This is a genomic window from Achromobacter sp. Root83, from assembly GCF_001428845.1.
Taxonomy (GTDB): domain Bacteria; phylum Pseudomonadota; class Gammaproteobacteria; order Burkholderiales; family Burkholderiaceae_B; genus Achromobacter.
Genome location: NZ_LMIU01000008.1, coordinates 47,922 through 71,496, shown reverse-complemented (window position 1 = coordinate 71,496; position 23,575 = coordinate 47,922). Strand labels below are relative to the sequence as shown.

Annotated in this window: 23 protein-coding genes; 7 read left to right on the top strand and 16 right to left on the bottom strand. The window is 67.7% G+C overall.

The genetic code is table 11. The features are described 5' to 3' along the window. Positions 1 to 22 precede the first annotated feature (22 nt). The 7 genes from ASE30_RS10110 to ASE30_RS10080 all read right to left on the bottom strand — a co-directional run bounded on the left by ASE30_RS10110 (position 23) and on the right by ASE30_RS10080 (position 6,766). Positions 23 to 1,588 carry a DUF1800 family protein gene (locus ASE30_RS10110; protein WP_057284174.1) on the bottom strand — a complete coding sequence of 522 codons (1,566 nt, stop codon included), beginning with the start codon at positions 1,586 to 1,588 and terminating at the stop codon, positions 23 to 25. Between the two features lie 102 nt (positions 1,589 to 1,690). Continuing rightward, on the bottom strand, positions 1,691 to 2,395 hold the full coding sequence (locus tag ASE30_RS10105; RefSeq protein WP_057284173.1) for an SDR family oxidoreductase: 705 nt from the start codon (positions 2,393 to 2,395) through the stop codon (positions 1,691 to 1,693). Positions 2,396 to 2,511: 116 nt separating this feature from the next. Then, positions 2,512 to 3,828, bottom strand: coding sequence for a sorbosone dehydrogenase family protein (locus tag ASE30_RS10100; RefSeq protein WP_082601543.1), 1,317 nt, complete (start codon positions 3,826 to 3,828; stop codon positions 2,512 to 2,514). Between the two features lie 94 nt (positions 3,829 to 3,922). Then, the gene (locus ASE30_RS10095; protein ID WP_057284171.1) at positions 3,923 to 4,351 is read right to left on the bottom strand and encodes a universal stress protein; all 429 of its coding nucleotides are present in this window, start codon (positions 4,349 to 4,351) and stop codon (positions 3,923 to 3,925) included. A gap of 15 nt (positions 4,352 to 4,366) precedes the next feature. Then, positions 4,367 to 4,792 (bottom strand): universal stress protein, encoded by a 426-nt coding sequence (locus tag ASE30_RS10090; protein WP_057284170.1) that lies wholly within the window; start codon positions 4,790 to 4,792, stop codon positions 4,367 to 4,369. A gap of 89 nt (positions 4,793 to 4,881) precedes the next feature. Then, positions 4,882 to 5,700 (bottom strand): glutamate racemase, encoded by an 819-nt coding sequence (gene murI / locus ASE30_RS10085; protein ID WP_057284321.1) that lies wholly within the window; start codon positions 5,698 to 5,700, stop codon positions 4,882 to 4,884. A 133-nt stretch (positions 5,701 to 5,833) separates the two neighbouring features. Next, on the bottom strand, positions 5,834 to 6,766 hold the full coding sequence (locus ASE30_RS10080) for a LysR substrate-binding domain-containing protein (protein WP_057284169.1): 933 nt from the start codon (positions 6,764 to 6,766) through the stop codon (positions 5,834 to 5,836). A gap of 139 nt (positions 6,767 to 6,905) precedes the next feature. Between ASE30_RS10080 and ASE30_RS10075 the strand changes: the two genes are divergently transcribed. The 3 genes from ASE30_RS10075 (at position 6,906) to ASE30_RS10065 (ending at position 8,758) form a co-directional block, all read left to right on the top strand. Next, complete coding sequence (locus ASE30_RS10075; RefSeq protein ID WP_057284168.1) at positions 6,906 to 7,481, top strand: chromate transporter; 576 nt, start codon at positions 6,906 to 6,908, stop codon at positions 7,479 to 7,481. Continuing rightward, positions 7,478 to 8,002: a chromate transporter gene (locus ASE30_RS10070; protein WP_057284167.1), complete on the top strand. Its 525-nt coding sequence runs from the start codon at positions 7,478 to 7,480 to the stop codon at positions 8,000 to 8,002. The genes ASE30_RS10075 and ASE30_RS10070 overlap by 4 nt, the downstream gene beginning before the upstream one ends. A gap of 69 nt (positions 8,003 to 8,071) precedes the next feature. Next, positions 8,072 to 8,758: a DUF1345 domain-containing protein gene (locus tag ASE30_RS10065; protein WP_057284320.1), complete on the top strand. Its 687-nt coding sequence runs from the start codon at positions 8,072 to 8,074 to the stop codon at positions 8,756 to 8,758. A 10-nt stretch (positions 8,759 to 8,768) separates the two neighbouring features. Here ASE30_RS10065 and ASE30_RS28470 read toward each other — a convergent pair whose 3' ends face one another. Next, the gene (locus ASE30_RS28470) at positions 8,769 to 9,152 is read right to left on the bottom strand and encodes a cytochrome c (RefSeq protein ID WP_082601542.1); all 384 of its coding nucleotides are present in this window, start codon (positions 9,150 to 9,152) and stop codon (positions 8,769 to 8,771) included. Between the two features lie 437 nt (positions 9,153 to 9,589). Here ASE30_RS28470 and ASE30_RS10060 point away from each other — a divergent pair, with 437 nt between their 5' ends. Next, positions 9,590 to 10,129 (top strand): hypothetical protein, encoded by a 540-nt coding sequence (locus tag ASE30_RS10060; protein ID WP_057284319.1) that lies wholly within the window; start codon positions 9,590 to 9,592, stop codon positions 10,127 to 10,129. A gap of 45 nt (positions 10,130 to 10,174) precedes the next feature. Here the strand turns inward: ASE30_RS10060 and ASE30_RS10055 are convergent, their stop codons facing one another. The 7 genes from ASE30_RS10055 to ASE30_RS10025 all read right to left on the bottom strand — a co-directional run bounded on the left by ASE30_RS10055 (position 10,175) and on the right by ASE30_RS10025 (position 19,400). After that, positions 10,175 to 11,293: a class I SAM-dependent methyltransferase gene (locus ASE30_RS10055; RefSeq protein WP_057284166.1), complete on the bottom strand. Its 1,119-nt coding sequence runs from the start codon at positions 11,291 to 11,293 to the stop codon at positions 10,175 to 10,177. Between the two features lie 137 nt (positions 11,294 to 11,430). Next, complete coding sequence (locus ASE30_RS10050; RefSeq protein WP_057284165.1) at positions 11,431 to 13,098, bottom strand: OFA family MFS transporter; 1,668 nt, start codon at positions 13,096 to 13,098, stop codon at positions 11,431 to 11,433. Between the two features lie 153 nt (positions 13,099 to 13,251). Next, entirely contained in the window at positions 13,252 to 13,509 is a 258-nt protein-coding gene (locus ASE30_RS10045) for a formate dehydrogenase subunit delta (RefSeq protein WP_057284164.1), read from the bottom strand. Between the two features lie 19 nt (positions 13,510 to 13,528). After that, a complete protein-coding gene (gene fdhD / locus ASE30_RS10040; RefSeq protein WP_057284163.1) occupies positions 13,529 to 14,350 on the bottom strand; it encodes a formate dehydrogenase accessory sulfurtransferase FdhD in 822 nt (273 codons plus the stop codon). A gap of 25 nt (positions 14,351 to 14,375) precedes the next feature. After that, positions 14,376 to 17,252 carry a formate dehydrogenase subunit alpha gene (gene fdhF, locus ASE30_RS10035; RefSeq protein WP_057284162.1) on the bottom strand — a complete coding sequence of 959 codons (2,877 nt, stop codon included), beginning with the start codon at positions 17,250 to 17,252 and terminating at the stop codon, positions 14,376 to 14,378. A 13-nt stretch (positions 17,253 to 17,265) separates the two neighbouring features. Beyond that, on the bottom strand, positions 17,266 to 18,846 hold the full coding sequence (locus ASE30_RS10030; protein ID WP_057284161.1) for an NADH-quinone oxidoreductase subunit NuoF: 1,581 nt from the start codon (positions 18,844 to 18,846) through the stop codon (positions 17,266 to 17,268). After that, the gene (locus ASE30_RS10025) at positions 18,843 to 19,400 is read right to left on the bottom strand and encodes a formate dehydrogenase subunit gamma (protein WP_057284160.1); all 558 of its coding nucleotides are present in this window, start codon (positions 19,398 to 19,400) and stop codon (positions 18,843 to 18,845) included. Before ASE30_RS10025 ends, ASE30_RS10030 begins: the two co-directional genes overlap by 4 nt. 157 nt (positions 19,401 to 19,557) lie before the next feature. Between ASE30_RS10025 and ASE30_RS10020 the strand changes: the two genes are divergently transcribed. Genes ASE30_RS10020 through mobA form a run of 3 tightly spaced genes read left to right on the top strand, consistent with a single transcriptional unit; the run spans position 19,558 to position 22,383 of the window. Further along, positions 19,558 to 20,637, top strand: coding sequence for a substrate-binding domain-containing protein (locus ASE30_RS10020; RefSeq protein WP_057284159.1), 1,080 nt, complete (start codon positions 19,558 to 19,560; stop codon positions 20,635 to 20,637). A 35-nt stretch (positions 20,638 to 20,672) separates the two neighbouring features. Continuing rightward, positions 20,673 to 21,776: a GTP 3',8-cyclase MoaA gene (gene moaA, locus ASE30_RS10015; protein WP_057284158.1), complete on the top strand. Its 1,104-nt coding sequence runs from the start codon at positions 20,673 to 20,675 to the stop codon at positions 21,774 to 21,776. After that, the gene (gene mobA, locus ASE30_RS10010; RefSeq protein ID WP_235515240.1) at positions 21,769 to 22,383 is read left to right on the top strand and encodes a molybdenum cofactor guanylyltransferase MobA; all 615 of its coding nucleotides are present in this window, start codon (positions 21,769 to 21,771) and stop codon (positions 22,381 to 22,383) included. Before moaA ends, mobA begins: the two co-directional genes overlap by 8 nt. On the opposite strand, the gene glp is transcribed toward mobA, so the two are convergent. After that, positions 22,368 to 23,573: a gephyrin-like molybdotransferase Glp gene (gene glp, locus ASE30_RS10005; RefSeq protein WP_057284157.1), complete on the bottom strand. Its 1,206-nt coding sequence runs from the start codon at positions 23,571 to 23,573 to the stop codon at positions 22,368 to 22,370. The genes mobA and glp overlap by 16 nt on opposite strands. Positions 23,574 to 23,575: the final 2 nt, after the last annotated feature.

The following is a 23,575-nucleotide window of genomic DNA, read 5'->3' as shown; positions in this document are numbered from 1 at the left end:
GGGTCGGGGTCGTAGCGGCGGCTCATTTCTGCACCAGGTATTCGGGGGTGGCCGCCACCAGCATGATGGCGGCGCGCACTCGGTCGCGCGGCCGGTCCGGCGGCAGCGTGGCCACGGCGTTGGCGATGGCGGCGGCCGTCCGCTGGCTGAAGGCGTCGCCCGCCAGCAGCAGGGCCACGCGCGCCACCAGCGCCTCGGGATCCTTGGCCAGCGCGATCTCGGGCGCATAGGAGGTCTGCAGGTCCTCCCAGCCCCGGTCCGCGTAGATCGCCAGGAAGTTCAGATAGCCCGCGACGCTGGTCTCGTCCGTGATCTGCAGCTCGGGCGCCACCAGATGCTGCCGGGCCAGCTCGGTCACGGGCGGGGCAAAGCGGGGCCGGAAGAAGTTGAAGACCGTGGCGGACCGCATCGGGCTTTGCGCCAGCCGGATGGTGTTGTCCGTGGTGTCCGGCATCGCCCACGCGCCGTTGGTGGACTGGGCGCCGAAGGCCCGCGCCCATCCCGAGAAGCGCAGGATGGGTTCGCGGACCTTGCCCCAGTGGGGCGCGTCCAGATCGGGATCGCGGGCCTCGGGATCGAGCAGGATGGCGCGCACGACGGCTTTCAGGTTGCCGCGCGCGCCCTTGCCGTCGTCGTTGAACACGGCGGCCACGCGGCCGACGTAGGCGGGACTGGGATTGCTGGTCACCATCCGCTGGATGAGCTGCATGCCGATGAACGGCGCCACGTTTGGGTGCGCGCAGATGACGTCCATGGCGCGCTTGAGCGACAGGTGGCCGTCGGTGCCGGCAGGAATGACGGCGCCCAGGAAGCGCTTCTCGGACATCGAATGCAGCGCATTGTTCAGCGCCATGGGCCGCCTGTGGAATTCCACGTCCGTCTCCGGACCGTTGATGTCCCAGCCCGTGAACACCTTGGCCAGGCCCTGCACGTCCGCGTTGGTATAGGTCTCCACCGGCGCGCCCTTGACCATCCTGACGGTGCCGTCCTGCTCCAGCTCCAAGAGGCCGATGCTGAATAGCTGCATCACCTCGCGGGCATAGTTTTCGTCGGGATGGCGGCCCGTCTTCGGGTCTTCCTTGCGGTTGCCGCGATAGGTCAGCATGCAGCCCATGGACAGGTTGCGGGTCACGGCGGTCAGCAGGCTCTGATAATTGCCGAGCGCATGCTCGGCCAGCAGGTCCATGAAGCCGGCGGCGCCGAACAGCGGCCAGGAAGCCGTGATGGACGACACCCCGACGACAAAGATCTCGGACAGCGAAAACGCCACTCGCGTGCGGACCTGGTCGGGCGCGCTGATGAACTTGCGCCACAGCGTGGACTCCAGCGGCGCGTTGATGCCGTTGCCCTTGAAGGCCTCGGTGTTCTTCTGCTTCTGCAGCAGCCAGTCGAAATGGGTCTGGGACGGCGGCATCGCCAGCTGCGCGTCCAGCCAGGCGGCATAGCCGCCGCGCGCGACCGTGTCGATGTCGGCGGGCGTGGGGCCGAACGTGGCCTGCGCCAGAAAGCGCGAGGCCTGGCCGGGGGTGGGGAGTGCGGAGTCGGGAGTAGCGGGCTGCCGCGCAGCCGCTGACGGCGTAGCGGCCATGCGCAGGCACCTCGTCGAATGCGAATACCAACGGTACTAAAGGCCCGGCGGGGGCTTCAATACCGTCATTCGGATGAGGGGATTAAGCCAAAAGCATCAGATTCACACGGAACGCGTGATGCCGCCGTCGATCCGGATGTTCTGTCCCGTGATATAGGACGACGCATCGGAGGCCAGGAAGGCGATCAGGTCCGCGACCTCTTCGGCGGTGCCGTACCGGCCCATGGGAATGCGCGCGCGGCGGTCTTCCTTTTCGGGCAGGCTGTCGATAAAGCCCGGCAGCACGTTGTTCATCCGCACGCCATGCGGCGCGTATTCGTCCGAGAACACCTTGGTGAAGGCGGCCAGGCCGGCGCGGAACACGCCCGACGTGGGGAACAGCGCTTCCGGCTCGAACGTGGCGTAGGTGGAAATATTGACGATGGCGCCCGACTTCTGCTGCTTCATGACGGGGGCGACCAGGCGCGCGATGCGCACGACATTCAGCAGGTAGAACTCCATGCCCAGATGCCAGTCGTCGTCGCTGATTTCCAGCAGCGGCCCCTTGGGGCCGTGGCCGGCGCTGTTGACCACCGCATCGACGCGGCCCCACTTCTGCAGGGCGGCATCCACCAGCCGCGCCAGGTCTTCGGTTGACCGGTTCGACCCGGTGACGCCCAGCCCGCCCAGTTCGCGCGCCAGGGTCTCGCCCTTGCCCGACGAAGACAGGATGGCGACGCGGTATCCGTCGGCCGCCAGTTTGCGCGCCGCCGCCGCGCCCATGCCGCTGCCGCCAGCGGTGACGATCGCTACCTTTTCCGTGCTCATGCTCGCTCCTGTGTCGAATGGGGGGAGCGGCCATTGTAGGGGCGGCGCCAGGGCGGCGGGCGCCTTGCCCGCCGTGCCAGCGCTCGTGGGGCCGGGGCAGGATTGCCCCGGGACCATCAGGGCTCGGCGCTGACGCGCCAGATCACGTTGCCCACGTCGTCGGCCACCAGCAAGGCGCCCTGGCCGTCGATGGTTACGCCGACCGGCCGGCCCTGCGCCTGCCCGCGCTCATCGAGAAACCCGGTCAGCACGTCTCGCGCGGGTCCGCTGGGTTTGTCCTGGCCGAAGGGCACGAAGATCACCTTGTAGCCGCTGCGCGGATCGCGGTTCCAGGAGCCGTGCTGGCCGACGAACATGCCGCTGACGTAGGGCTCGGGCAGCTTCGCGCCGCCCGACCACGCCAGGCCCAGCGACGCGGTGTGCGGACCCAGTGCATAGTCGGGCACGATGGCCCGCGCGACCAGTTCGGGCTTCTGAGGCTCGACGCGGGTGTCGACGTGCTGGCCGAAATAGCTGTACGGCCAGCCATAGAAGCCGCCGTCGCGCACCGAGGTCATGTAATCGGGAACCAGGTCGCTGCCCAGCTCGTCGCGTTCGTTGACCGCCGTCCATAGCGTCTTGCCGTCGGGCGCCCAGGCCATGCCGACCGGATTGCGCAGGCCCGTGGCGTACAGGCGCTTGGCGCCGCTGGCCACGTCCAGCTCCCAGATGGCAGCGCGGCCTTCCTCGATCTCCATGCCGTTTTCGGCCACGTTGCTGTTGGAGCCGACGGACACGTACAACCGGGCGCCATCGGCGCTGGCCAGCAGGTTCTTGGTCCAGTGGTGGTTGATGCCGGCCGGCAGGTCGGTGACCTTGGTTCCGGGCGCGGTGATGTGGGTCTGGCCCGTCTCGTACGGAAACCGCATGACCGCGTCGGCGTTGGCCACGTATAGCTGGTTGCCGATGAGCGCCATGCCGAAGGGGGAATTCAGCCCTTCCAGCAGCACGCTGCGCGTTTCGGCCACGCCGTCCTGGTCGGCGTCGCGCAACAGGGTGATGCGGTTTGCGCTGGGGGTCTTGGCGCCGGCCCGCTTCATTGCCATGCCGGTCGCCCATTCCTTGATGCCGCCGGGCGCTTCTTCCGGCTTGGGTGGGGCATTGGTCTCGGCCACCAGCACATCGCCGTTGGGCAGCACGTACAGCCAGCGCGGATGGTCCAGGCCGCTGGCGTAGGCGGCCACCGCCAGGCCGCTGGCGGCCACCGGATGGGCGCCCGGCGGCCAGCCCACCGCCTTGGCGGTGTTCACGGTGGGGATGAGGGTGGTATTGGGGGGCGGCAACTGGGGACTTGGTCCCATGCCGGCTTCGACGGGCAGCGTGGCGACTTCGCCGCAGGCGCTGAGCGCCGCCAGCGCCAGGCTGGCCGCCAGCGGGATACGCAGGATGTGCATGATGCGACTCCAGGGCAGACTGTCATCCCATCATACTCACGCAGGCCGTCTGGCGCCCACGGGGGCGCGGCCTTGCTTCACCACGGGCGTGGCCTTACTTCACCAGCGTGACCGGCGCCTGCGCCATCTGCACCACCTGATTGGCCACCGAGCCGATCAGGATGTTGGCCAGCGTGCCGTTGCCACGCGTGCCCATGACGATGCGGGCGCAGCCATGGTCTTGCGCGTAGCCGGCGATTTCCGTGGCCGCATGTCCGAAGACCACGTGGCTGACGTAATCGACGCCGGCCGAATCAAGCATCTTGCGCGCGGCTTCGGTGGCCTCGCGGCCCTCGCGGGCGTAGAAATCGTTGATCATCTCTTGCGTGATCAGCCGCGACACGCCGGCGCGTCCGCGCGGCGGCGTCTGGACGTTGATCAGATGGATGCGCGCGTTCTCGGCCCCCTGGGCCAGGCGGCGGGCGTACACGACGGCGCGGTCGGCGTTTTCGGAGCCGTCTACGGGAACGAGGATGTTCAGCATGGATGCTCCTTTGCCTTACTTGACCAGCGTGACGGGCAGTTCCGTCAGGTGCAGGACGGCCGTCGCGACGGACCCCAGGAACAGGGCCGACACCGAGCCCAGGCCGCGCGTGCCCATGTAGATCTCGTTGGCGCCGGTTTCACTGGCCACGCGCGCGATGGTTTCGGCAGCGGCGCCCGTTTCGATGTGGGTCTCGAACGGCACGCCCGCGTTCGACAGCAGGGCGCTGGCGGCCTGCAAGTCGGCCTGGCCTTCCTGTGCGTGGTAGGCGTCGATATCGGCCTGCGACAGGCCGCGCCCGAACGAGCCCGACGACAGCGGCGTCTGGACGGTCAGCAGGTCCACGCGTTCGACGGGATCGTAGCGGCGGGCATCGAGCAGCGCCTTGACCGCATTGAGCGCGGTTTCCGAACCGTCGACGGGTATCAGGATGCGTTTCATGGTCGTCTCCTTTGTGCGGGCCGCAAGGGGGCGGGCATTCCACTGTATCCCACATCCGCCGGATCGCGCCGCAGGCGGTATGCGCAAGATCAAGCCGCGGCCGTTCCACGCCACCGGGCCGGCAGCGTGTGTGCGTCTAGCGGCTGCCCCAAGAGGCGGCTGGCCAGCGGCGCAAGCGAGTCCGCCTCGCCCGTGGTCTCCAGCCGCAGCGTGCCCGCGCCCTGCTCGCGCAACAGGCCGCGCGCCTGCAATTGGTGCCGCAGCCACCGCGCCACCGGCGCGCCGGTCTCCAGCAGCGGCACGCCGGGGCCCGCGGCGGCCTGGATCAGATCGCGCAGGAACGGAAAGTGCGTGCAGCCCAGCACCAGCACGTCCGCGCCGGCCTGGCGCAGTTCGGCCACGGGCGCCTGCACCGCGGCCTCGGCCTCGGGGCCGGACAGCACGCCTTGCTCGACCAGCCGCACCCACTGCGGGCAGGGCTTGAGCAGGATGCGCACCTCGGGCGCTTCGCGCTGCACCAGCGCGGCGAACTTGGGGCTGGCCAGCGTCCCGGTCGTGGCGAAGACGCCCACCACGCCGGTGTGCGTCAGGTGCGCGGCGGGTTTGATGGCGGGTTCCACGCCGACGATGATCAGGCCGGGATGGCGCCGGCGCAGCAGCGCGATGGCGGCGGCGGTGGCCGTGTTGCACGCCACCACCATGGCGCGGGCCTGGCGCGACACGAAGTAGTCCGCGATGGCGCAGGCGCGCTGTTCGACGAAGTCCTGCGTCTTGTCGCCGTAGGGCACGTGGGCGGAGTCGGCCACGTACAGCAGGGACTCGTGGGGCAGGGCATCGCGAATGGCGCGCAGCACGCTCAGGCCGCCGACGCCGGAGTCGTACACACCGATGGGGGATTCGGAAAGCATGGCTGGATGAAGAATGCGGAATGCGGAATGCGAAATGCGGGATGCGAATTCGAAATTCAGAACGCGGAACACGGTTCCCGGTTCGCGGCAAGTGTAGCGCCCGGAAGCGGCGTCGCTGGGCCGCCCGACGGTATCACGCGGTGTCGCGCGCGTGGACTTCTTCCCGGTGCTGCCTGGCTTCGTCGATCAGCTTGCGGGTGGCGCCGGACATGGGCGCATCGCGCCAGATCAGGTTCAGCGGGGCGCGTAGTTCGGCGGGGTGGTTCACGCTGACGTACACCACGCCTTCGATGTTCACGCGGCGCAGCGACGCGGGCACGAGCGACACGCCCAGACCCGCGGCGACGAGGCTCAGCGTGGACAGGATGCGCGGCGCTTCCTGCACGATGCGCGGGCTGAAGCCCGCGGCGCTGCAGGCGGCGATGATGGCGTCGTACAGGCCGGGCCCGCTGTGGCGGCGGTAGAGAATGAGCGATTCGTCGGCCAGTTCCGCCAGCGCGATGCGCTTGCGCGTGCGGCCTTTTACGGCGGGGTGGTCCGCGGGAAACGCGGCCAGCATGGGCTCTTCAAGCACGGTTTCCACCACCACGCCCCGGTCGGGACCGTACGCGCCCCGGATGAAGGCCACATCCACGCGCCCCTCCGCCACGGCCTCCCTCAGTTCGCCGGTGCTGCTCTCCTCCAGGACCAGGCGCACCTGCGGCGCGCTTTCGCGAAAGCGCCGGATGACGGACGGCACGAAGGGATGGAAGGCGGCGGATCCCGTGAAACCGACGGTCAGCCGGCCGGCCTCGCCCAGCGACACGCGGCGCACGCCGTCCACGGCCTGATCCACCAGCGCGATGATGTTGCGGGCGTCGGCGAGCAGCGCGCGCCCGCTTTCCGTGAGTTCCATGCCCCGGGGCAGACGATGGAACAGCGTGACGCCCAGCTCCTGTTCCAGCACGCGGATCTGCTGGCTGAGCGGAGGCTGGCGGATGCCGAGCCGGGCCGCGGCCTTGGTCAGATGGGACTCCTCGGCCACCGCCAGGAAGTAGCGCAGCAGGCGCAGATCTACGGATGCCATATTCCACCGATATGATTCATTAACTAGTCATATATTAGACATTATCTTGTGCGAAGAGTAGGCTGCAATACGTTGTTCACCCCTGGCGCGGCTCCGCGCCACAGCCCCCGCTTACCGGCCCCGGCCGGCGATAAAAAAGATGAATGCAGCACTCTCCACCCCCGAGGCCGGCCCGCGGCCTCCCCCCACTTGCGGCCAGTTGTTTTACGGTTTTCTCATGCTGGGCCTGACCGCCTTCGGAGGCGCCTTGCCCCTGGCGCGCCGCATGGTCGTCGAAAAACACCGGTGGCTCAGCGGGGCGGAATTCACCGAACTGCTCGGCCTGTGCCAGTTCCTGCCGGGCGGCAACATCATCAACCTGTCCGTCGCGCTGGGCATGAAATTCCGCGGGCCGCGCGGCGCCTTCGCCGCGCTGATGGGCCTGATCCTGGCGCCGTCGATCATCGTCGTCATGCTCGGCATGGTGTACGACCGCTTCCAGAACGACCCGAACATCCAGCACCTCTTCGCCGGCCTGGCCGCCGCCGCCGCGGGGCTGCTGATCTCGATGGCGGTAAAGGTCGGCATGCCGGTCATCAAGCGCCGCGATTGGCTGGCCGGCGTCGTGGCCACCGCCTGCTTCATCGCCATCGCCGTGCTGCGCATTCCGCTGCTTCCGACCATGGCGGTGCTGACGCCGCTGAGCATCCTGATGGTCTGGAGGCAACGCCGATGATCCATACCCTGATCGCCCTGGTCCTGATCTTTTCCGAACTGTCGGTGCTGGCCTTTGGCGGCGGCAACACCATCCTGCCCGAGATGCAGCGGCAGGTCGTGGAAGTCCATGGCTGGATGACGGCGGCGGATTTTTCCGCGCTGTTCGCCCTGGGCCAGGCGGCCCCGGGCCCCAACCTGATGGTCGTCACGCTGGTCGGCTGGCACGTGGCCGGCTGGGCCGGCATGCTGGCCACCACCATCGCCAAGTTCGGCCCGTCCTCGATCATTACCGTCCTTGCGCTGGGGCTGTGGGAACGCTTTAAAGACCGCCCGTGGCGCGGCGTGATCCAGGCAGGCATCTTTCCGATGACGGTGGGGCTGGTCGCGGCCAGCGCGGCGCTGATCACCGAGGCCTCGGTGCATACCTGGCTGCTGGGCGCCATCACCGCCGTCGTGGCGACCCTGGGCAGTGTCACCCGCATTCATCCGCTGTGGCTGCTCTTTGGCGGCGCGCTGGCCGGTTTGCTCGGTATCGGTTAGCGTTAGGGCCTGTTCAAGGCGCCCGGATGCGGAATGGAAAAGGGCGCCCGCCGCAGACAGGAGCCCGCCATGCAGCCGCCCAAGGACGAAGCAACCCGGTCCGGACCGTCCTCCGCCGACCGCCTGCCTTTTCTTTACGCCCACCGGCGTCTGATGCTGTGCGCGGTCCTGCTGTTGGCAGTCAGCGGCGTCCTCTACGCCCTGGGCCTCTCGCCCAGCCTGGCGCTGCTGCTGGGCTTTGATGCCGGGGCGCTCGTGTTCCTGGTGCTCACCGCCCGCATATTCGGCAAGACCAGCCCCGCCTCTATGCGCCTGCATGCGCGCCAGCAGGACGTGGGCCGCACGGGCGTGCTCTGGAGCAGTGTCGCGCTGTCCTGCATGGTGCTGGTCGCCTTATGGGTGGAACTGCGCGCCCAGAGCAGCGCGGGCGCCATCGTCGACATGCTGGCCGCCGCCGCCACCATTGTCCTGTCGTGGCTCTACATGAACATGATCTTCGCCCTGCATTACGCGCATGGGTATTACGGCCACCGCAACGCCATGCACAAGGGCCTTGATTTTCCGGGCACGGACGAGCCGGATTACTGGGACTTCGCGTATTTCTCGCTGGTGCTCGGCATGACGTTCCAGGTGTCGGACGTGCAGATCGTCAACCGGCGGGTACGGCGCATGGCGATGACGCATGGCGCCATCGCGTTCTTCTTCAACGTGTTCATCATCGCCATCAGCGTGAACGTGGCGGCGGGCAGGGCCTAGGCGCGCGCGATCATCGGCTTTTTGAAATCACGCCGCTCATGTATTTATTCAAATCGCGAAAATCCTGAACCGTCCAGGAATGCGGGGCCATCTTCACGCCATTCTCTCGCAGAGTTCTTGGAATCAAGTCTCCGTTCGGACGAAGTATCACCGACGAAACAATGACCCCCGGATAATCATCGAGCCGTTTCCTGAAAGCAGCGGTTGTCAGATCGGGCGTGGGAGGGTTGCTTTTCTTGGCCAACGGCCCCGTCCCCTTGATATCTGCGCCGTGGCACACGGCGCATCGCTGCGTGTAGAGATTTTTCCCGTTGAGGTTTTGCGCCAAGGATGGCGATGATTGAGTCAGCACCAAGACCCCTAACGTAGCGATGAATAATGCCCTGGCTTTCATTTGGCCTTGTCGTACAAATCAGATCGTCGTCGAAAGAAAATCCGGAAAGCGCCGCTGCGGCGCATTCCGAAGTGCCTGGCACGGCGAGCGGGCCGCGGATCATTGCCGGCCGCCGCGCGCGGCGCATTATTGCAGAAGGCACTGCTCCGCTGGTTCGCCAGCAGGGCCTAGGGCCAAGTTCGAGGAGGTGAGCGCTTGACACGAAACCGACCAACTAGTAGATTGGCCGCTAATCCAGATGCAACGGCAGTGTGCCTGCGGCTCTTCCGCGCGTGCCTGACCGCTTCATGGCGCGCACCGAGGTCCGCGTTTTTTTATCGACCCATAACCGATCAACTAGTTGGTTGTTTTTGATGTTCCGAGGCCGACTGGCCCGCGCCCAAACCGCCGGTATCGCCGCCAACACCCGTGCAGACGCCGCAAACAAGGACTCATCCATGCCGCATCCCATTTCCACCCTCGGGGCCGCACACACCCTGATCAGCCTCATCCCCGCCGTGGCGGGGCTGTACAGCTTCGTGCGATACCGCCGGATCGAGCCCGCCTCGCGCGCCGGCAGGATTTATCTTGGTGGACTGCTGTTGGCCGTGTTCACGTCATTCGGGCTGTCCAGCAGCGGCGGCTTCAACGCGGGCCATGCGCTTGGCATCATGGCCTTGCTGGCGATAGCCGGCGCGTTGTCCGTGCCGCGTATGCCCGCGCTGGCGCGCGTGCACCCCTACCTCTCGCAGCTAGGTTTCACATTCAGCTTCTTTCTGTTGTGGGTGCCGGGGATCAACGAAACCCTCACGCGCCTGCCCGTCGCGCATCCCTTTGCCGAAGGCCCGCAATCACCGGCCGTGCGCGGCGCCTTGGCCGCGTGGCTCGCCATCTTCGTGGTGGGCGCGGTGCTGCAGGCAGGTTGGCTGCGTGTGCAACGCCGGCGCGTGCGTTTGTCAGACAGCATCGGCCGGAGCAGGACAGCCCATTGGGGCTGAACGCGAGACGGCGCCGCGCGGTGGAAGGCGGCGCCGGGGCGCTCGTCAGGCCGCGCCCAATCTCCACAAGGACGTCACTTCCTTGGACCGCGCCGCAAACAAGGGATCATTTGCATCCTTCGCCTTCCCATGCACGGGCCGCGTATCCAGCTTCTCGATGACCCGAAGCCCGGCGGTCTCGATCATTTCGAGCAATTGCTCGCGTGTGCGCAGCCCCAGATGCTCGGCCAGATCCGACAGGATCAGCCACCCTTCGCCGTTGGCTGTCAGATGGTCCTTCAGGCCATTCAAGAACCCGCGCAGCATCTTGCTGTCCGGGTCATAGACCGCGTGCTCCAGCGGTGAGCTGGGGCGGGCGGGCAGCCAGGGCGGATTGCAGACGATCAAGGACACCCGGCCTTCGGGAAACAAATCCGTCTGCTCGACGTCCACCTGCCCGGACAGCCCCAGCCGTTCCAGGTTTTCACGCGCGCACGCCAGCGCGCGCGGGTCCAGGTCGGTGGCAATGACACGCTTGCCGCCGCGGCGGGCGATGACAGCGGCCAGGACGCCGGTGCCGGTGCCGATATCGAAGGCCACGCTGCCGCGCGGCATGGGGGTGTTGGCGACCAGGTCCACATATTCGCCGCGCACGGGCGAGAACACGCCGTAATGCGGATGGATGCGGTTGTTCAGGGCGGGAATCTCCACGCCCTTCTTGCGCCATTCGTAGGCGCCGATCAGGCCCAGCAGTTCGCGCAGCGACCCGACGTAGGGCTCATTGGCGGGGCCGTGGGCTTCTTCGCAGGCCAGATGGGCGTCGGGCGCGCGGCGCAGCGGAATGCTGTGGCCGGCGTCGAAGGGAATGAGCAGCATGCCCAGGATGCGTGCGCGCTGCGATTGGGTCTGCCGATGCTGGTTGAAGGCCTCCAGCATGGTGTCCACCGGCTTGCGGGGGCGCTTGTCGACGCGCCGGGTGACGGCCAGCAGGAGTTGGCGCGCGTTCTGGAAGTCTCCGCGCCACAGCAGGCCCACGCCTTCGCAGGCGTAGCGATAGGCCGTGTCGGCGGTCAGGGTGTCGTCGGCCACGACCACGCGCTTGGGCGGCGTTGCGCCGGTTTCGGAGCGCCAGCGGGCGGAACGGGGGACGCCGTTTTCTTCCCAGTGCAGTTCGGGGGCGGTCAAGATGTCGCTCCGGCGGGGAAGGGGGGAAGGGGCAGGATCATGGGAAGACACATAAAAGAAAGGGCGCGGGCTGCCAATGTAGCAGCTTCGCGCCCTGGGGCCGGCGCGCGGCGCGCCGGGCGCCGCGGCATGGCGGGTCAGTGGAACAGGACGACCGCCTTCTGCAGCGTGATCCAGATGCCCCAGGCCAGCGGGATGCCCACGCAAGCCCAGGCGAACAGGATCAGCGCCGGCGGGGTGCGGAAGGTCGAGGTGCCGACGCCATGGGTTTCGGTGGCAACCGCGCGTTCATGCGCCAGCGCCTTCTCCTGGGCCAGTTCCTCGTCGGTCATGAAGTACTTGGGGTTCACCGGGCGGATCGCCAGATTGCACAGGAAACCGACGATCAGCATGCCCGCCAGGATATACATCGTGATGTCGTACACCTGCGCGCGCGGCACGCCGATGGACAGCTGGTACTCGCGGATGTAATTGACCAGCACCGGCCCGAAAATGCCCGCGGCGGACCACGCCGTGAGCAGGCGGCCGTGGATGGCCCCGACCATCTGGGTGCCGAACAGGTCGGCCAGGTAGGCCGGCACCGTGGAGAAGCCGCCGCCGTACATCGACAGGATCACGCAGAAGGCCGCCACGAACAGCGCCAGCGCGCCGATGTGCGCCGTCCAGGGAATCGATGCGTACAGCACGAAGCCCAGCACGAAGAACACCAGGTAGGTCAGCTTGCGGCCCAGCTTGTCCGACAGGCTGGCCCAGAAGAAGCGGCCGCCGATGTTGAACAGGCTGAGCAGGCCGGTGAAGCCGGCCGCGATGGCCGCGATGGCGGCAAGCTGCTCTTTGCCGAGCTGCGCGTAGCCAAGCTCGGGCATGTCGATCAGGCGGCCGCCGAACACTTCCTGCAGCAGCGGCGAGGCCATGCCCAGGATACCGATGCCCGCCGTGACGTTCAGGCACAGCGCCCACCAGACCAGCCAGAATTGCGGCACGCCCCAGACGCGCTTCACGTGGACGTGGCCCTTCGTGATCATGGCGTTGTTGGCATGCTTGGCGGGAGCGGTCCAGCCCGCCGGCTTCCAGCCGGTGGGCGGCACGCGGTAGCCCAGCGCGCCCGACATCATGAAGATGAAATACACCGCCGCCATGGTCAGGAAGGTCTGCCACACGCCCGGGGACGTCGGCGTGGCGAAATGGCGCATCAGCAGGTCAGCCAGCGGCGCGCCGATCATGGCGCCGCCGCCGAAACCCATGATGGCCATGCCCGTCGCCATGCCGCGGCGGTCCGGAAACCACTTGATCAGCGTGCTGACCGGCGAGATATAGCCCAGCCCCAGGCCGATGCCGCCGATGACGCCCGACCCCAGCCACAGCATCCACATCTGGTGCAGGTACACGCCGAAGGCCGAGATGACCAGGCCGCCGCACCAGCACAAGGCCGACACCACGCCCGCCTTGCGCGGACCGGCGCGTTCCAGCCAGCCGCCCCACAGCGCGGCCGAGCACCCCAGCAGCACAAAGAACAGGGTGTACATCCACCCCATGGTCGAGATCTTCCAGTCGCAGCTCGTGGTGAACAGCTCCGCCACGAGGCTCATGTCGGCGGGACAAGCCAGCGGCTTGGCCCCGCCCACCATCTTGGACAGCGGCAGCCAGAATACGGAAAACCCGTAGGCCATGCCGATGCAAAGGTGGATGGCCAGGGCGGCCGGCGGCACGAGCCAGCGCGAGAAGCCCGGGCCGGCGATGGTGCGTTCTTTGTCGAAGAAACCCGGCCTTGAGCCGGGCAGGTCCAGGGTGGCGCTACTTTCCATGATGTCTCCTCAGGGGTGCGGCTTTATAGCGTGCGTGGGCTGGAAAGATTCCGGTCCCGCCGTCTCTTTTATGAATCTGTCGTTGTCTTGCTGCTGCGTTATCTTGCTGTCATGCCGCCGTGGCGCTGGCCGCGGCGCGGTTCGCCCGCCGCGCTACGCCACGCGGGCAAGCGGCGTCAGGCGCTGGCGATGCTGTGTCACGGCCGCAAGCACCAGCGGGTGCAGGCGTTCTTCTCCAGCGTCTCCGTCGGGAGAACGCGCCAGGAAGTCCAGCAGCTCATTGCGCATGCGCGGTTCCCAGAACTTGTGGATATGGTTGGCCACGCCTTCCAGCGCCTCGGCGCGGTCGGGCATGGCGTCGAAGAACTGGCCGATGCGGTTGGCCATGCGGATCAGGTTGACGATTTCCATTGCTTTGCGTGTATCCGGTTCAGGGGGTGATGCGTTCCGGGTGGGAATACAGCGCGGCGTCGCCGTCGCGCAGGAATCCCAGCAGGGTGACGTTGGCGTCGGTGGCCAGGCGGATGGCCAGCGCGGTCGGGGCCGACACGGCGGCCAGCACCGCGACGCCGGCCGTGGCGGTCTTCTGCACCATTTCGAAACTGGCGCGGCTGGACACCAGCACCATGCCGCCGCCGGCATGCATGGCCTGGCGGGCCAGCGCGCCCACCAGCTTGTCCAGCGCGTTGTGCCGGCCCACGTCTTCGCGGACCAGGGCCAGGGCGCCGTCGGCGCCCGCCCAGCCCGCCGCGTGCGTGGCGCCGGTGATGTCGTGCAGCGCCTGGCGCGCGCGCATGTCGCGCATGGCGCCCAGCACCGCCTGGATGCGCACCGGCGCCCCGTTCGTGACCGGCGCCACCGGGCGCAGCACTTCCGGCAGCGTTTCCACGCCGCACAGCCCGCAGCCGGTGCGGCCGGCCATGGCGCGGCGCCGCGATTTCAGGCGGACCTCACAGGCGGTGGAGATTTCCAGTTGCACCACGATGCCGCCGCACTGCGGCAGGATGTCGATGCCGCGCACGTCGCCGACGCTGTCGATGATGCCCTCGGACAGTGAGAACCCAACGGCGAAGTCCTCCAGGTCGGCCGGTGTCGCCAGCATGGTGGCGTGGCTGATGCCGTTGAATTCCAGCGCCACCGGCGTTTCCTCGGCCACGTAATCGGCCTCGGAACCGGAGGCGATGGCGCCTGCCCGCACGCGGGTGACCTGGGTCTGCGTGCAGTCGGGGCGGGCGGTTGTCGGCGTAGGCATGGGATCCCTGGCGGTGGGCGGTCGGTTACTTCCCGGTCAGCGCCGCCTCGTTCTCGCGCGAGCGTTCGCGCAAGAGCTTTTGCTGGATATCCGCGAAGCGCGACCACTGGCGCTGCCATTCCGACGGCTGGGACACGCGCGTGACCTGCACCGCGGTGACCTTGTATTCAGGGCAGTTGGTCGCCCAGTCGGAACTGTCGGTGGTGACGACGTTGGCGCCGGACTCGGGAAAGTGGAACGTGGTGTATACCACGCCCGGCTGCACCCGGTCGGTCAGGGTGGCGCGCAGCACGGTGTCGCCCGAGCGGCTCTGGATGCCCACCCAGTCGCCCTCGGCCACGCCCCGGTCCTCGGCGTCCTGGGGATGCAGTTCCAGCACGTCCTCGCCATGCCACATCACGTTGGGCGTGCGGCGGGTCTGCGCGCCCACGTTGTACTGCGACAGGATGCGGCCCGTTGTCAGCAGCAGCGGGAAGCGGCGCGTGCTGCGTTCGTCGGTGGGCACGTACTTGGTGATCATGAACCTGCCCTTGCCGCGCACGAACTCGTCGATGTGCATGATGGGCGTGCCTTCCGGCGCGTCGTCGTTGCACGGCCACTGCAGGCTGCCCAGCTTGTCCAGCTTTTCGTAGGTGACGCCAGCGAACGTGGGCGTCAGCCGGGCGATCTCTTCCATGATCTCGCGCGGGTGCTTGTAGTTCATGGCATAGCCCAGCGCATTGGACAGCGCCACCGTCACTTCCCAGTCGGACTTGCCGTTCTTGGGTTCCATCACCTTGCGCACGCGCGAGATGCGGCGTTCGGCATTGGTGAAGGTGCCGTCCTTTTCCAGGAAGGACGAGCCCGGCAGGAACACATGCGCGTACTTGGCCGTTTCGTTCAGGAACAGGTCCTGCACCACGATGCACTCCATGGCCGCCAGGGACGCGGCCACGTGCTGCGTGTTGGGATCCGACTGCACGATGTCCTCGCCCTGGCAGTACAGGCCCTTGAACGATCCGCCCAGCGCGGCTTCGAACATGTTGGGGATGCGCAGGCCCGGTTCGGGCTGCAGCGTGACGCCCCAGTCCTTTTCGAATTGCGCGCGCACGGCGTTGTCGGAGATGTGGCGGTAGCCCGGCAGTTCATGCGGGAACGAACCCATGTCGCACGAACCCTGCACGTTGTTCTGTCCGCGCAGCGGATTCACGCCCACGCCTTCGCGGCCGATGTTGCCGGTGGCCATGGCCAGGTTGGCGATGGCCATGACGGTGGTCGAGCCCTGGCTGTGTTCGGTGACGCCCAGGCCGTAATAGATGGAGCCGTTGCCGCCGGTGGCGAACAGGCGCGCCGCGCCGCGAACGGCCTGCGCCGGCACGCCGGTGATCTCTTCCATGGCCTCCGGGGAATTCTCGGGCAGCGAGACGAAGTCGCGCCATTCCTTGAAGGCCTTGGCCTCGCAACGTTCGGCGACGAAGTCTTCGGCGATCAGGCCCTCGGTGGCGATCACGTGCGCCAGCGACGACAGCAGCGCCGTATTGGTGCCGGGCCGCACCTGCAAGTGGAAGTCGGCCTTGATATGCGGCGAACTCACGAGTTCGATCCGGCGCGGGTCGATGACGATAAGGCGGGCGCCTTCGCGCAGCCGGCGCTTCAGGCGCGAGGCGAACACGGGGTGGCCGCTGCTGGGGTTGGCGCCCATCACGATGACCACGTCGGTGTGCATGACGGAATCGAAGGTCTGCGTGCCCGCCGATTCGCCCAGCGTCTGCTTCAGGCCATAACCGGTGGGCGAATGGCAGACGCGCGCGCAGGTGTCGACGTTGTTGGTGCCGAAGGCGGCGCGCACCAGCTTCTGCACCAGCCAGGTTTCTTCGTTGGTGCAGCGCGACGACGTGATGCCGCCGACCGCGTCGCGGCCGTACTGATCCTGGATGCGGCGGAACTCGGATGCCGCGTAATTGATCGCCTCGTCCCAGGACACTTCCTTCCAGGAGTCGGTGATGTGCTTGCGGATCATGGGCTTGAGCACGCGTTCCTTGTGCGTGGCGTAGCCCCAGGCAAAGCGCCCCTTCACGCAGGAATGGCCGCGGTTGGCCTGCCCGTCCTTCCAGGGCACCATGCGCACGACTTCCTGGCCCTTCATCTCGGCCTTGAATCCGCAGCCCACGCCGCAGTAGGCGCAGGTGGTCACGACCGAATGTTCGGCCTGGCCCATCATGATGACGGTCTTTTCCTGCAGGGTGGACGTGGGACAGGCCTGCACGCAGGCGCCGCAGGACACGCATTCGCTGTCCAGGAACGGCTGGTCCTGCCCGGGCGACACGCGGGAATCGAAGCCCTTGCCGGAGATCGTCAGCGCGAAGGTGCCCTGCGTTTCCTCGCAGGCGCGCACGCAGCGGTTGCAGACGATGCACTTGGAGGCGTCGAAGGTGAAGTACGGGTTGGATTCGTCCTTTTCGGCCTTGAGGTGGTTGGCGCCGTCGTAGCCGTAGCGCACGTTGCGCAGGCCCACGACCCCGGCCATGTCCTGCAGTTCGCAGTCGCCGTTGGCCGGACAGGTCAGGCAGTCCAGCGGATGGTCCGAGATGTACAGCTCCATCACGCCGCGCCGAAGGTCGTGCAGCTTGGGCGTTTCGGTGTAGACCACCATGCCGTTCTCGGCCGGCGTGGTGCAGGACGCGGGATAGCCGCGGCGGCCTTCGATCTGCACCAGGCACAGCCGGCACGAGCCGAAGGGTTCCAGGCTGTCGGTGGCGCAGAGCTTGGGGATGTTGATGCCGGCGTCCGCGGCCGCGCGCATCAGCGACGTGCCCTCGGGCACGGTGATTTCCTGGCCATCGATGGTCAGGGTGACGGTCTGCTCGGACACGCGGGCCGGCGTGCCCATGTCGCGGTCGCGTTTGATGACGGTTTCTAGCATGGCGGTCTCGGGTTCAGGCCGCGTGCGCGGCAGACTGGGAGGACTCGATGCCGAAGTCCTGCGGGAAATGGTTCAGCGCGGACAGCACCGGATAGGGCGCCATGCCCCCCAGCGCGCACAGCGAACCGCCCAGCATCGTGTCGCACAGGTCGCGCAGCAGATGCACCTGTTGTTCTCGCTGCTCGCGGCTCTGGCCGCCCGCGGCGATCTTGGCGATGGTTTCCATGCCGCGCGTGGATCCGATGCGGCAGGGCGTGCATTTGCCACAGGATTCGATGGCGCAGAACTCCATCGCGTAGTGCGCCATGCGGGCCATGTCGACGGTGTCGTCGAACGCCACCAGTCCGCCGTGGCCGATCATGGCCGAGATCTGGATATAGGCCTCGTAGTCGAGCGGCACGTCCCATTGCGATTCGGGCAGATAGGCGCCCAGCGGGCCGCCCACCTGCACCGCGCGCAACGGACGCCCGGAGGCGCTGCCGCCGCCAAAGCCGTAGAGCAGGTCGCGCAGGCTCAGGCCGAACGCCGTTTCCACCAGCCCGCCGTGCTTGAGGTTGCCGGCGAGCTGGAACGGCAGTGTGCCGTGCGAGCGGCCCACGCCGTAGTCGCGGTAGTACGCCGCGCCCTTGGCCAGGATGATGGGCACGGTGGCCAGCGAGATCACGTTGTTGATGACGGTGGGCTTGCCGAACAGGCCCGATATCGCGGGCAGCGGCGGCTTGGCGCGGACCACGCCGCGCTTGCCTTCCAGGCTTTCCAGCAGGGACGTTTCTTCGCCGCAGATGTAGGCGCCGGCGCCCTTGCGCACTTCCAGGTCGAAGCGGCGGCCGCTGCCGTGGACATCGTTGCCCAGCCAGCCCACGCTGCGCGCTCGCGCGATGGCGGCTTCCAGGGTGGCGATGGCGTGCGGGTATTCGGAGCGCACGTAGATGTAGCCGTAGGCCGCGCCCACCGCCAGGCCCGCGATGGTCATGCCTTCGATCAGGACGTAGGGGTCGCCTTCCATCAGCAGGCGGTCGGCGAAGGTGCCGGAGTCGCCTTCGTCGGCGTTGCAGACGATGTATTTGGTGTCGCCCGGCGTGCCCGCCACCGTCTTCCATTTGATGCCGGTGGGAAACGCCGCGCCGCCGCGGCCGCGCAGGCCGGATTCCACCATTTCGTCGACGATCTGGCCGGGCTGCATGGCAAGCGCGCGCTTCAGGCCCTGCAGGCCGCCGTGCGCGGCGTAGTCCTGCAAGGACAGCGGATCGATCACGCCGACGCGGGCGAAGGTCAGGCGTTCCTGGCGCTTCAGATAGGGAATGTCTTCGGTCGGGCCCAGGTGCAGCGCGTGGGCGCCGCCTGAAAGCCAGCCGGCGTCGAACAGCGCGGGCACGTCTTCGGGCTGCACCGGGCCGTAGGCGATGCGGCCTTGCGGCGTGGCGATTTCGACCAGGGGTTCGAGCCAGAGCAGGCCGCGCGAGCCGTTGCGCACCACTTGCACGGACAGGCCGCGCTCGTCGGCGATGCGTTCGATATCGCGCGCCACCGTGTCCGCGTCCATGGCCAGCGCCGCGGCGTCGCGCGGTACGTAGATGACGATGGGGGCGCTCATGATGAGGTCTCCCGGGTGCGGGTCAGAAGGCGGTCGAGTTTGTCGGGCGTGACGCGGGCGTGGGGCTGGCCGTCGATCATCACCGCCGGCGACTGGGCGCACAGGCCCAGGCAATACACCGGCTCCAGCGAGAAATCGCCGTCTTTCGTGCTGGCGTGGAAATCGCAACCCAGCGCGGTGCGCGCGTGGGCGGCCAGGCGTTCGCCGCCCATGGACTGGCAGGCTTCGGCGCGGCAGACTTCCAGCGTGTGGCGCGCGGCCGGCTCGCTGCGGAAGTGCGGGTAGAAGGTGATGACGCCGTGGACTTCAGCGCGGGAGAGGTTCAGGGCCTCGGCGATGGTTTGCACCGCCTCGGCCGGAATACAGCCCAGTTCATGCTGGACCGCATGCAGCACCGGAAGGAGCGGGCCGGGCTGGTCTTTCAGCCGGGCCAGAATGCGGGCCGTGGCCGCGATGGCCGGGGTGTGGGACGCCTGGGCCGCGTCCAGGGCCATCTGGCCGCCCCGGGCCCCGCCGCTGGATGCCAGATCGGACTTTGCCTCGCGCTGATGCACGGTGGTCTCCTCCTGTGTTGCATGACCCCGTTCAGGGGCTGTTGTGCCGGGTGGGAAGCGTGGTGTTTTATATGTTCAAAAAAACATATAAAACGCCCGCCCAGCCCGTTATTTGTGTACTCTAACGGGGTACTTGATCGCCTTCAATAAGAAATAAATGACATATAAGTTCCGTATCGGCCTGAGGCCGCAGTGGACATTGGGCGGAGACGACGATCTGGCGCCCGTGCCGCTGCAGGACATGCTTGCGCTGCTGGCGGCCATAGACGCCACGGGCAATATCACGGGCGCCTGCCGTGCCTGCGGGCTGTCGTACCGCCACGGCTGGGGCGTGCTGCGCCGCTTCGAAGCCATCTTCGGCACGCAGCTTCTCATCACCAACCGCCGTCAGGGCACGCAGCTCTCGCCCTTCGCGCAGCGCCTGTTGTGGGCCAACCGCCGCATCGAGGCGCGGCTGATGCCTACCCTGGACAGCATGGCCTCGGAACTGCAGGAAGAACTGGAGCGCCTGTTGCCGGAATCCGGCCCGCACTTGCGCCTGCACGCCAGCCACGGTTTCGCGGTGGAATCGCTGATGCAGCACATGGGCAACCGCAAGCCCGGGCTGGAACTGCGCTACCGCACCGCGATCGAGGCGCTGGCCTCGCTGGAGCGCCACGAGTGCGATCTGGCGGGTTTCCAGGTGCCACTGGGGGACTTCGAAGCCCCCATCATGGAACGTTACGCGCAGTGGCTGCACGCCGACGAATACATGCTGATCCACCTGGCCGTGCGCAACACCGGCCTGTTCGTCACCGCCGGCAATCCCAAGCAGATCCGGGGCATGGCGGACCTGGCGCGGTCCGATGTGCGCTTCGTCAACCGCCAGATCGGCTCCAGCACCCGCTATCTGGTGAGCCTGATGCTGCAGCGTGCCGGCGTGTCCATCAGCGAAGTCCAGGGCTACGAAACCAACGAGTTCACTCACATGGCCATCGCCGCGCACATCGCCAGCGGCATGGCCGACACCGGCGTGGGCGTGGAGACGGCCGCCTGCCGCTTCGGGCTGGACTTCATTCCGCTGGTCCGGGAACGCTATTTCTTCGCCATCCGCAAATCCGCGCTGGAAACCCCGGCCATGCACGACCTGCTGTCCATCATGCGCAGCCCGGACTATGTAGGTTATGTGGGGCAACTGGTCGGCTACGACGCCCAGGACACCGGGCGCCTGCAGTCGCTGGAAGAGGCATTTCCGTGAGCCCACGGCGCGACCCGCCGGGATATGATGTCCCCATGAGCAAAGTGATTTTCCTTGCCGATCGCCGGACCGACCGTCCGGCCTCCCTGACGCCTGGGGAACTGCCGCCGCAGGGGCAGCCCGCGCTGGACCAGCGCGCTCGGCCGCTGCGCGATCTGCGCATTTCCGTCACCGACCGCTGCAACTTCCGCTGCACCTATTGCATGCCGCGTGAAGTCTTCGACAGCAGCTACACCTTCATGCCGCATTCGGCGCTGCTTTCCTTCGAAGAGATCAGCCGGCTGGCCGGCATCTTCACACAGCTCGGCGTGGAAAAGATCCGCCTGACGGGCGGTGAACCGCTGCTGCGCAAGCACATCGAAAACCTCGTCGAAATGCTGGCGGCCTTGCGCACGCCGCAGGGCCGTCCGCTGGATTTGACGCTGACCACCAATGGCAGCGTCCTGGCGCGCAAGGCCGCCGCGCTGAAAAGCGCCGGACTCACGCGCGTCACGGTCAGCCTGGACGCGCTGGATGCCGCCATGTTCCAGGGCATGAGCGACAGCGGCTTCACGCCGGACGACGTGCTGCGCGGCATCGACGCGGCCGCCGACGCGGGCCTGGCGCCCGTGAAGGTCAACATGGTGGTGCGGCGCGGGCTGAACGACGGCCAGATCCTGCCCATGGCCGAACGCTTCCGCCACAGCGGCCACGTCCTGCGCTTCATCGAATACATGGACGTCGGCAACACCAACGGCTGGAACCTCGCCGAAGTGGTGCCCAGCCAGGAAGTGCTGGACCGCATCGGCGCGGTCCACCCCCTGGTGCCCGTGGAGTCTGGCGAGATGGGCCGGGTGGCCGAACGCTGGCGCTACGCGGATGGCGGCGGCGAGATCGGCGTCATCTCCAGCGTCACACAGGCGTTCTGCGGCGGCTGTACGCGGGCGCGCCTGTCGCCGGAAGGCAAGCTCTTCATGTGCCTGTTCGCGCACGAAGGCCACGACCTGCGCGCACCCTTGCGCGACGGCGCCACCGACCATGAAATGGCGCGCATCCTGGCGGGCATCTGGTCGGCGCGCAACGACAACTATTCGGAACTCCGCGGCCGCAACATGGCGGACCCGTCGCGCAAGATCGAAATGAGCTACATCGGTGGCTGAACCCTCGCGCAATGGTGTGGCCGGCCTGATCCTGGCCGGCGGGCAGGGCTCCCGCATGAACGGGCAGGACAAGGGGCTGGTCGCGCTTCGCGGCGAGCCCATGGTGGCGCACGTCGCGCGCCGCCTGGCGCCGCAAGTGGGGCGGCTGATCATCAGCGCCAATCGCCACGCGGAACGCTATGCGCAATATGGTCAGGTCGTGCCCGATGGCGAAGCGCAATTGGGCGCCTGGCAGGGGCCGCTGCTGGGCATCGCGGCGGCGCTGGCCGCCGCGCCCGGTGAAGAATGGCTGGTGGTCGCGCCCTGCGATACGCCGTTCCTGCCCTCGGACATGGCCGCGCGCCTGATCGGCGCGGCGCAGGCGGCGCAGGCGCCGCTGGCCTACGCGGCGGCGGGCGGACAGCGGCATTCCGCCTGCATGGCGCTGCGCACGTCGCTTCTGCCCGGCTTGCTGGCGTATCTGCAAGGGGGCGACCGCAAGGTGGGGTTATGGCAGGCCAGGGCGGGCGCCGTCGAAACCCGTTTCGACGACGCGCCGCCGCATGCCTTCATGAACGTCAATACGCCAGAAGAGCTGGCGCTGGCCGAACGCTACGCCAGCCAGTGATGCAGGTCGTAGTAGGCGACCCGGTCCTTGTCCTGCACCAGCACGTCCGCGGGCAGGCGGGCCAGGCCCGTGGACCAGGGCAATGAACTGATCACGCCCGAACCCTGATGGCCGTAGGGCACCAGTTCGCCGGTGCCATCTTCGGACACGCGGCGCTGGACCCGCAGGAACTCCTCGCGGCCGTCCTGGCGGGGATGTTCGGTGCGCAGCGGTAGCCGGCTCACGGGCGGGAAGATATCCGCGCGGCCCTGCATGCGGCGGATCAGCGGCGTTACCAGCATGGCGTACACGGCATAGGCCGACACCGGATTGCCCGGCAGGCTGACCACGGGCTTGCCTTCGATCTGCGCCAGCGCCACCGGCTTGCCCGGCTTCATGCGCACCTTCCACAGCGACAGTTCACCGCCCAGGGCAGCCAGCGCCGGCTTGACCAGATCGCGCTCGCCCACCGACACGCCGCCCACGCTCAGCACCAGGTCGCAGTCGGCCAGCAAGGTCTTGAAGGCGGCCAGCAGGTCGGCCTCGGTGTCGCGGGCGTGCAGCACATGGACGGGCAGGGCGCCCATGCCACGCGCCATCGCGGCCAGCATCGGCCCGTTGGAGTTGTAGATCTGTTCGGTGGCGCGCGGCTGGCCGGGCAGGACGAGTTCGTCGCCGGTGGTCAGGATGCCCACGCGCAACTGGCCGTAGACCGGCACGGCGGCCAGCCCCTGCGAGGCAAGCAGCGCCACATGCGCGGCGTGCAGCAGCGTGCCCGCGGGCAGCAGCGGCGCGCCGGCCATCGTGTCTTCGCCGCGGCGGCGGATGTGCTGGCCGGGCCGGGGTTCGCGGGATATCTGGACCTGGTTGTCGGCTTCGACGGTGTCTTCCTGCATGACCACTACGTCCGCGCCGGCGGGGATCACGCTGCCCGTGAACAGGCGGATGGCATGGCCGGGCTTGAGCGGCTCGGGCACGTCGCCGGCATAGCAGCGCTGCTGAATCGGCAGGCGGGCGTCGGCGCTCCAGTCGGCCAGCCGCAAGGCGTATCCGTCCATGGCGCTGTTGTCGGCAGGGGGGATGTCCACCGTGGCGGTCAGGCTCTCGGCCAGGACGCGGCCGGCGGCTTGCGCCAGGCTGGCTTGTTCGGTGCGCTGCAGGGGGCCGGCGGCGTTGGCCAGCAAGGTCTGGGCTTGATCGAAATCCAGCATGG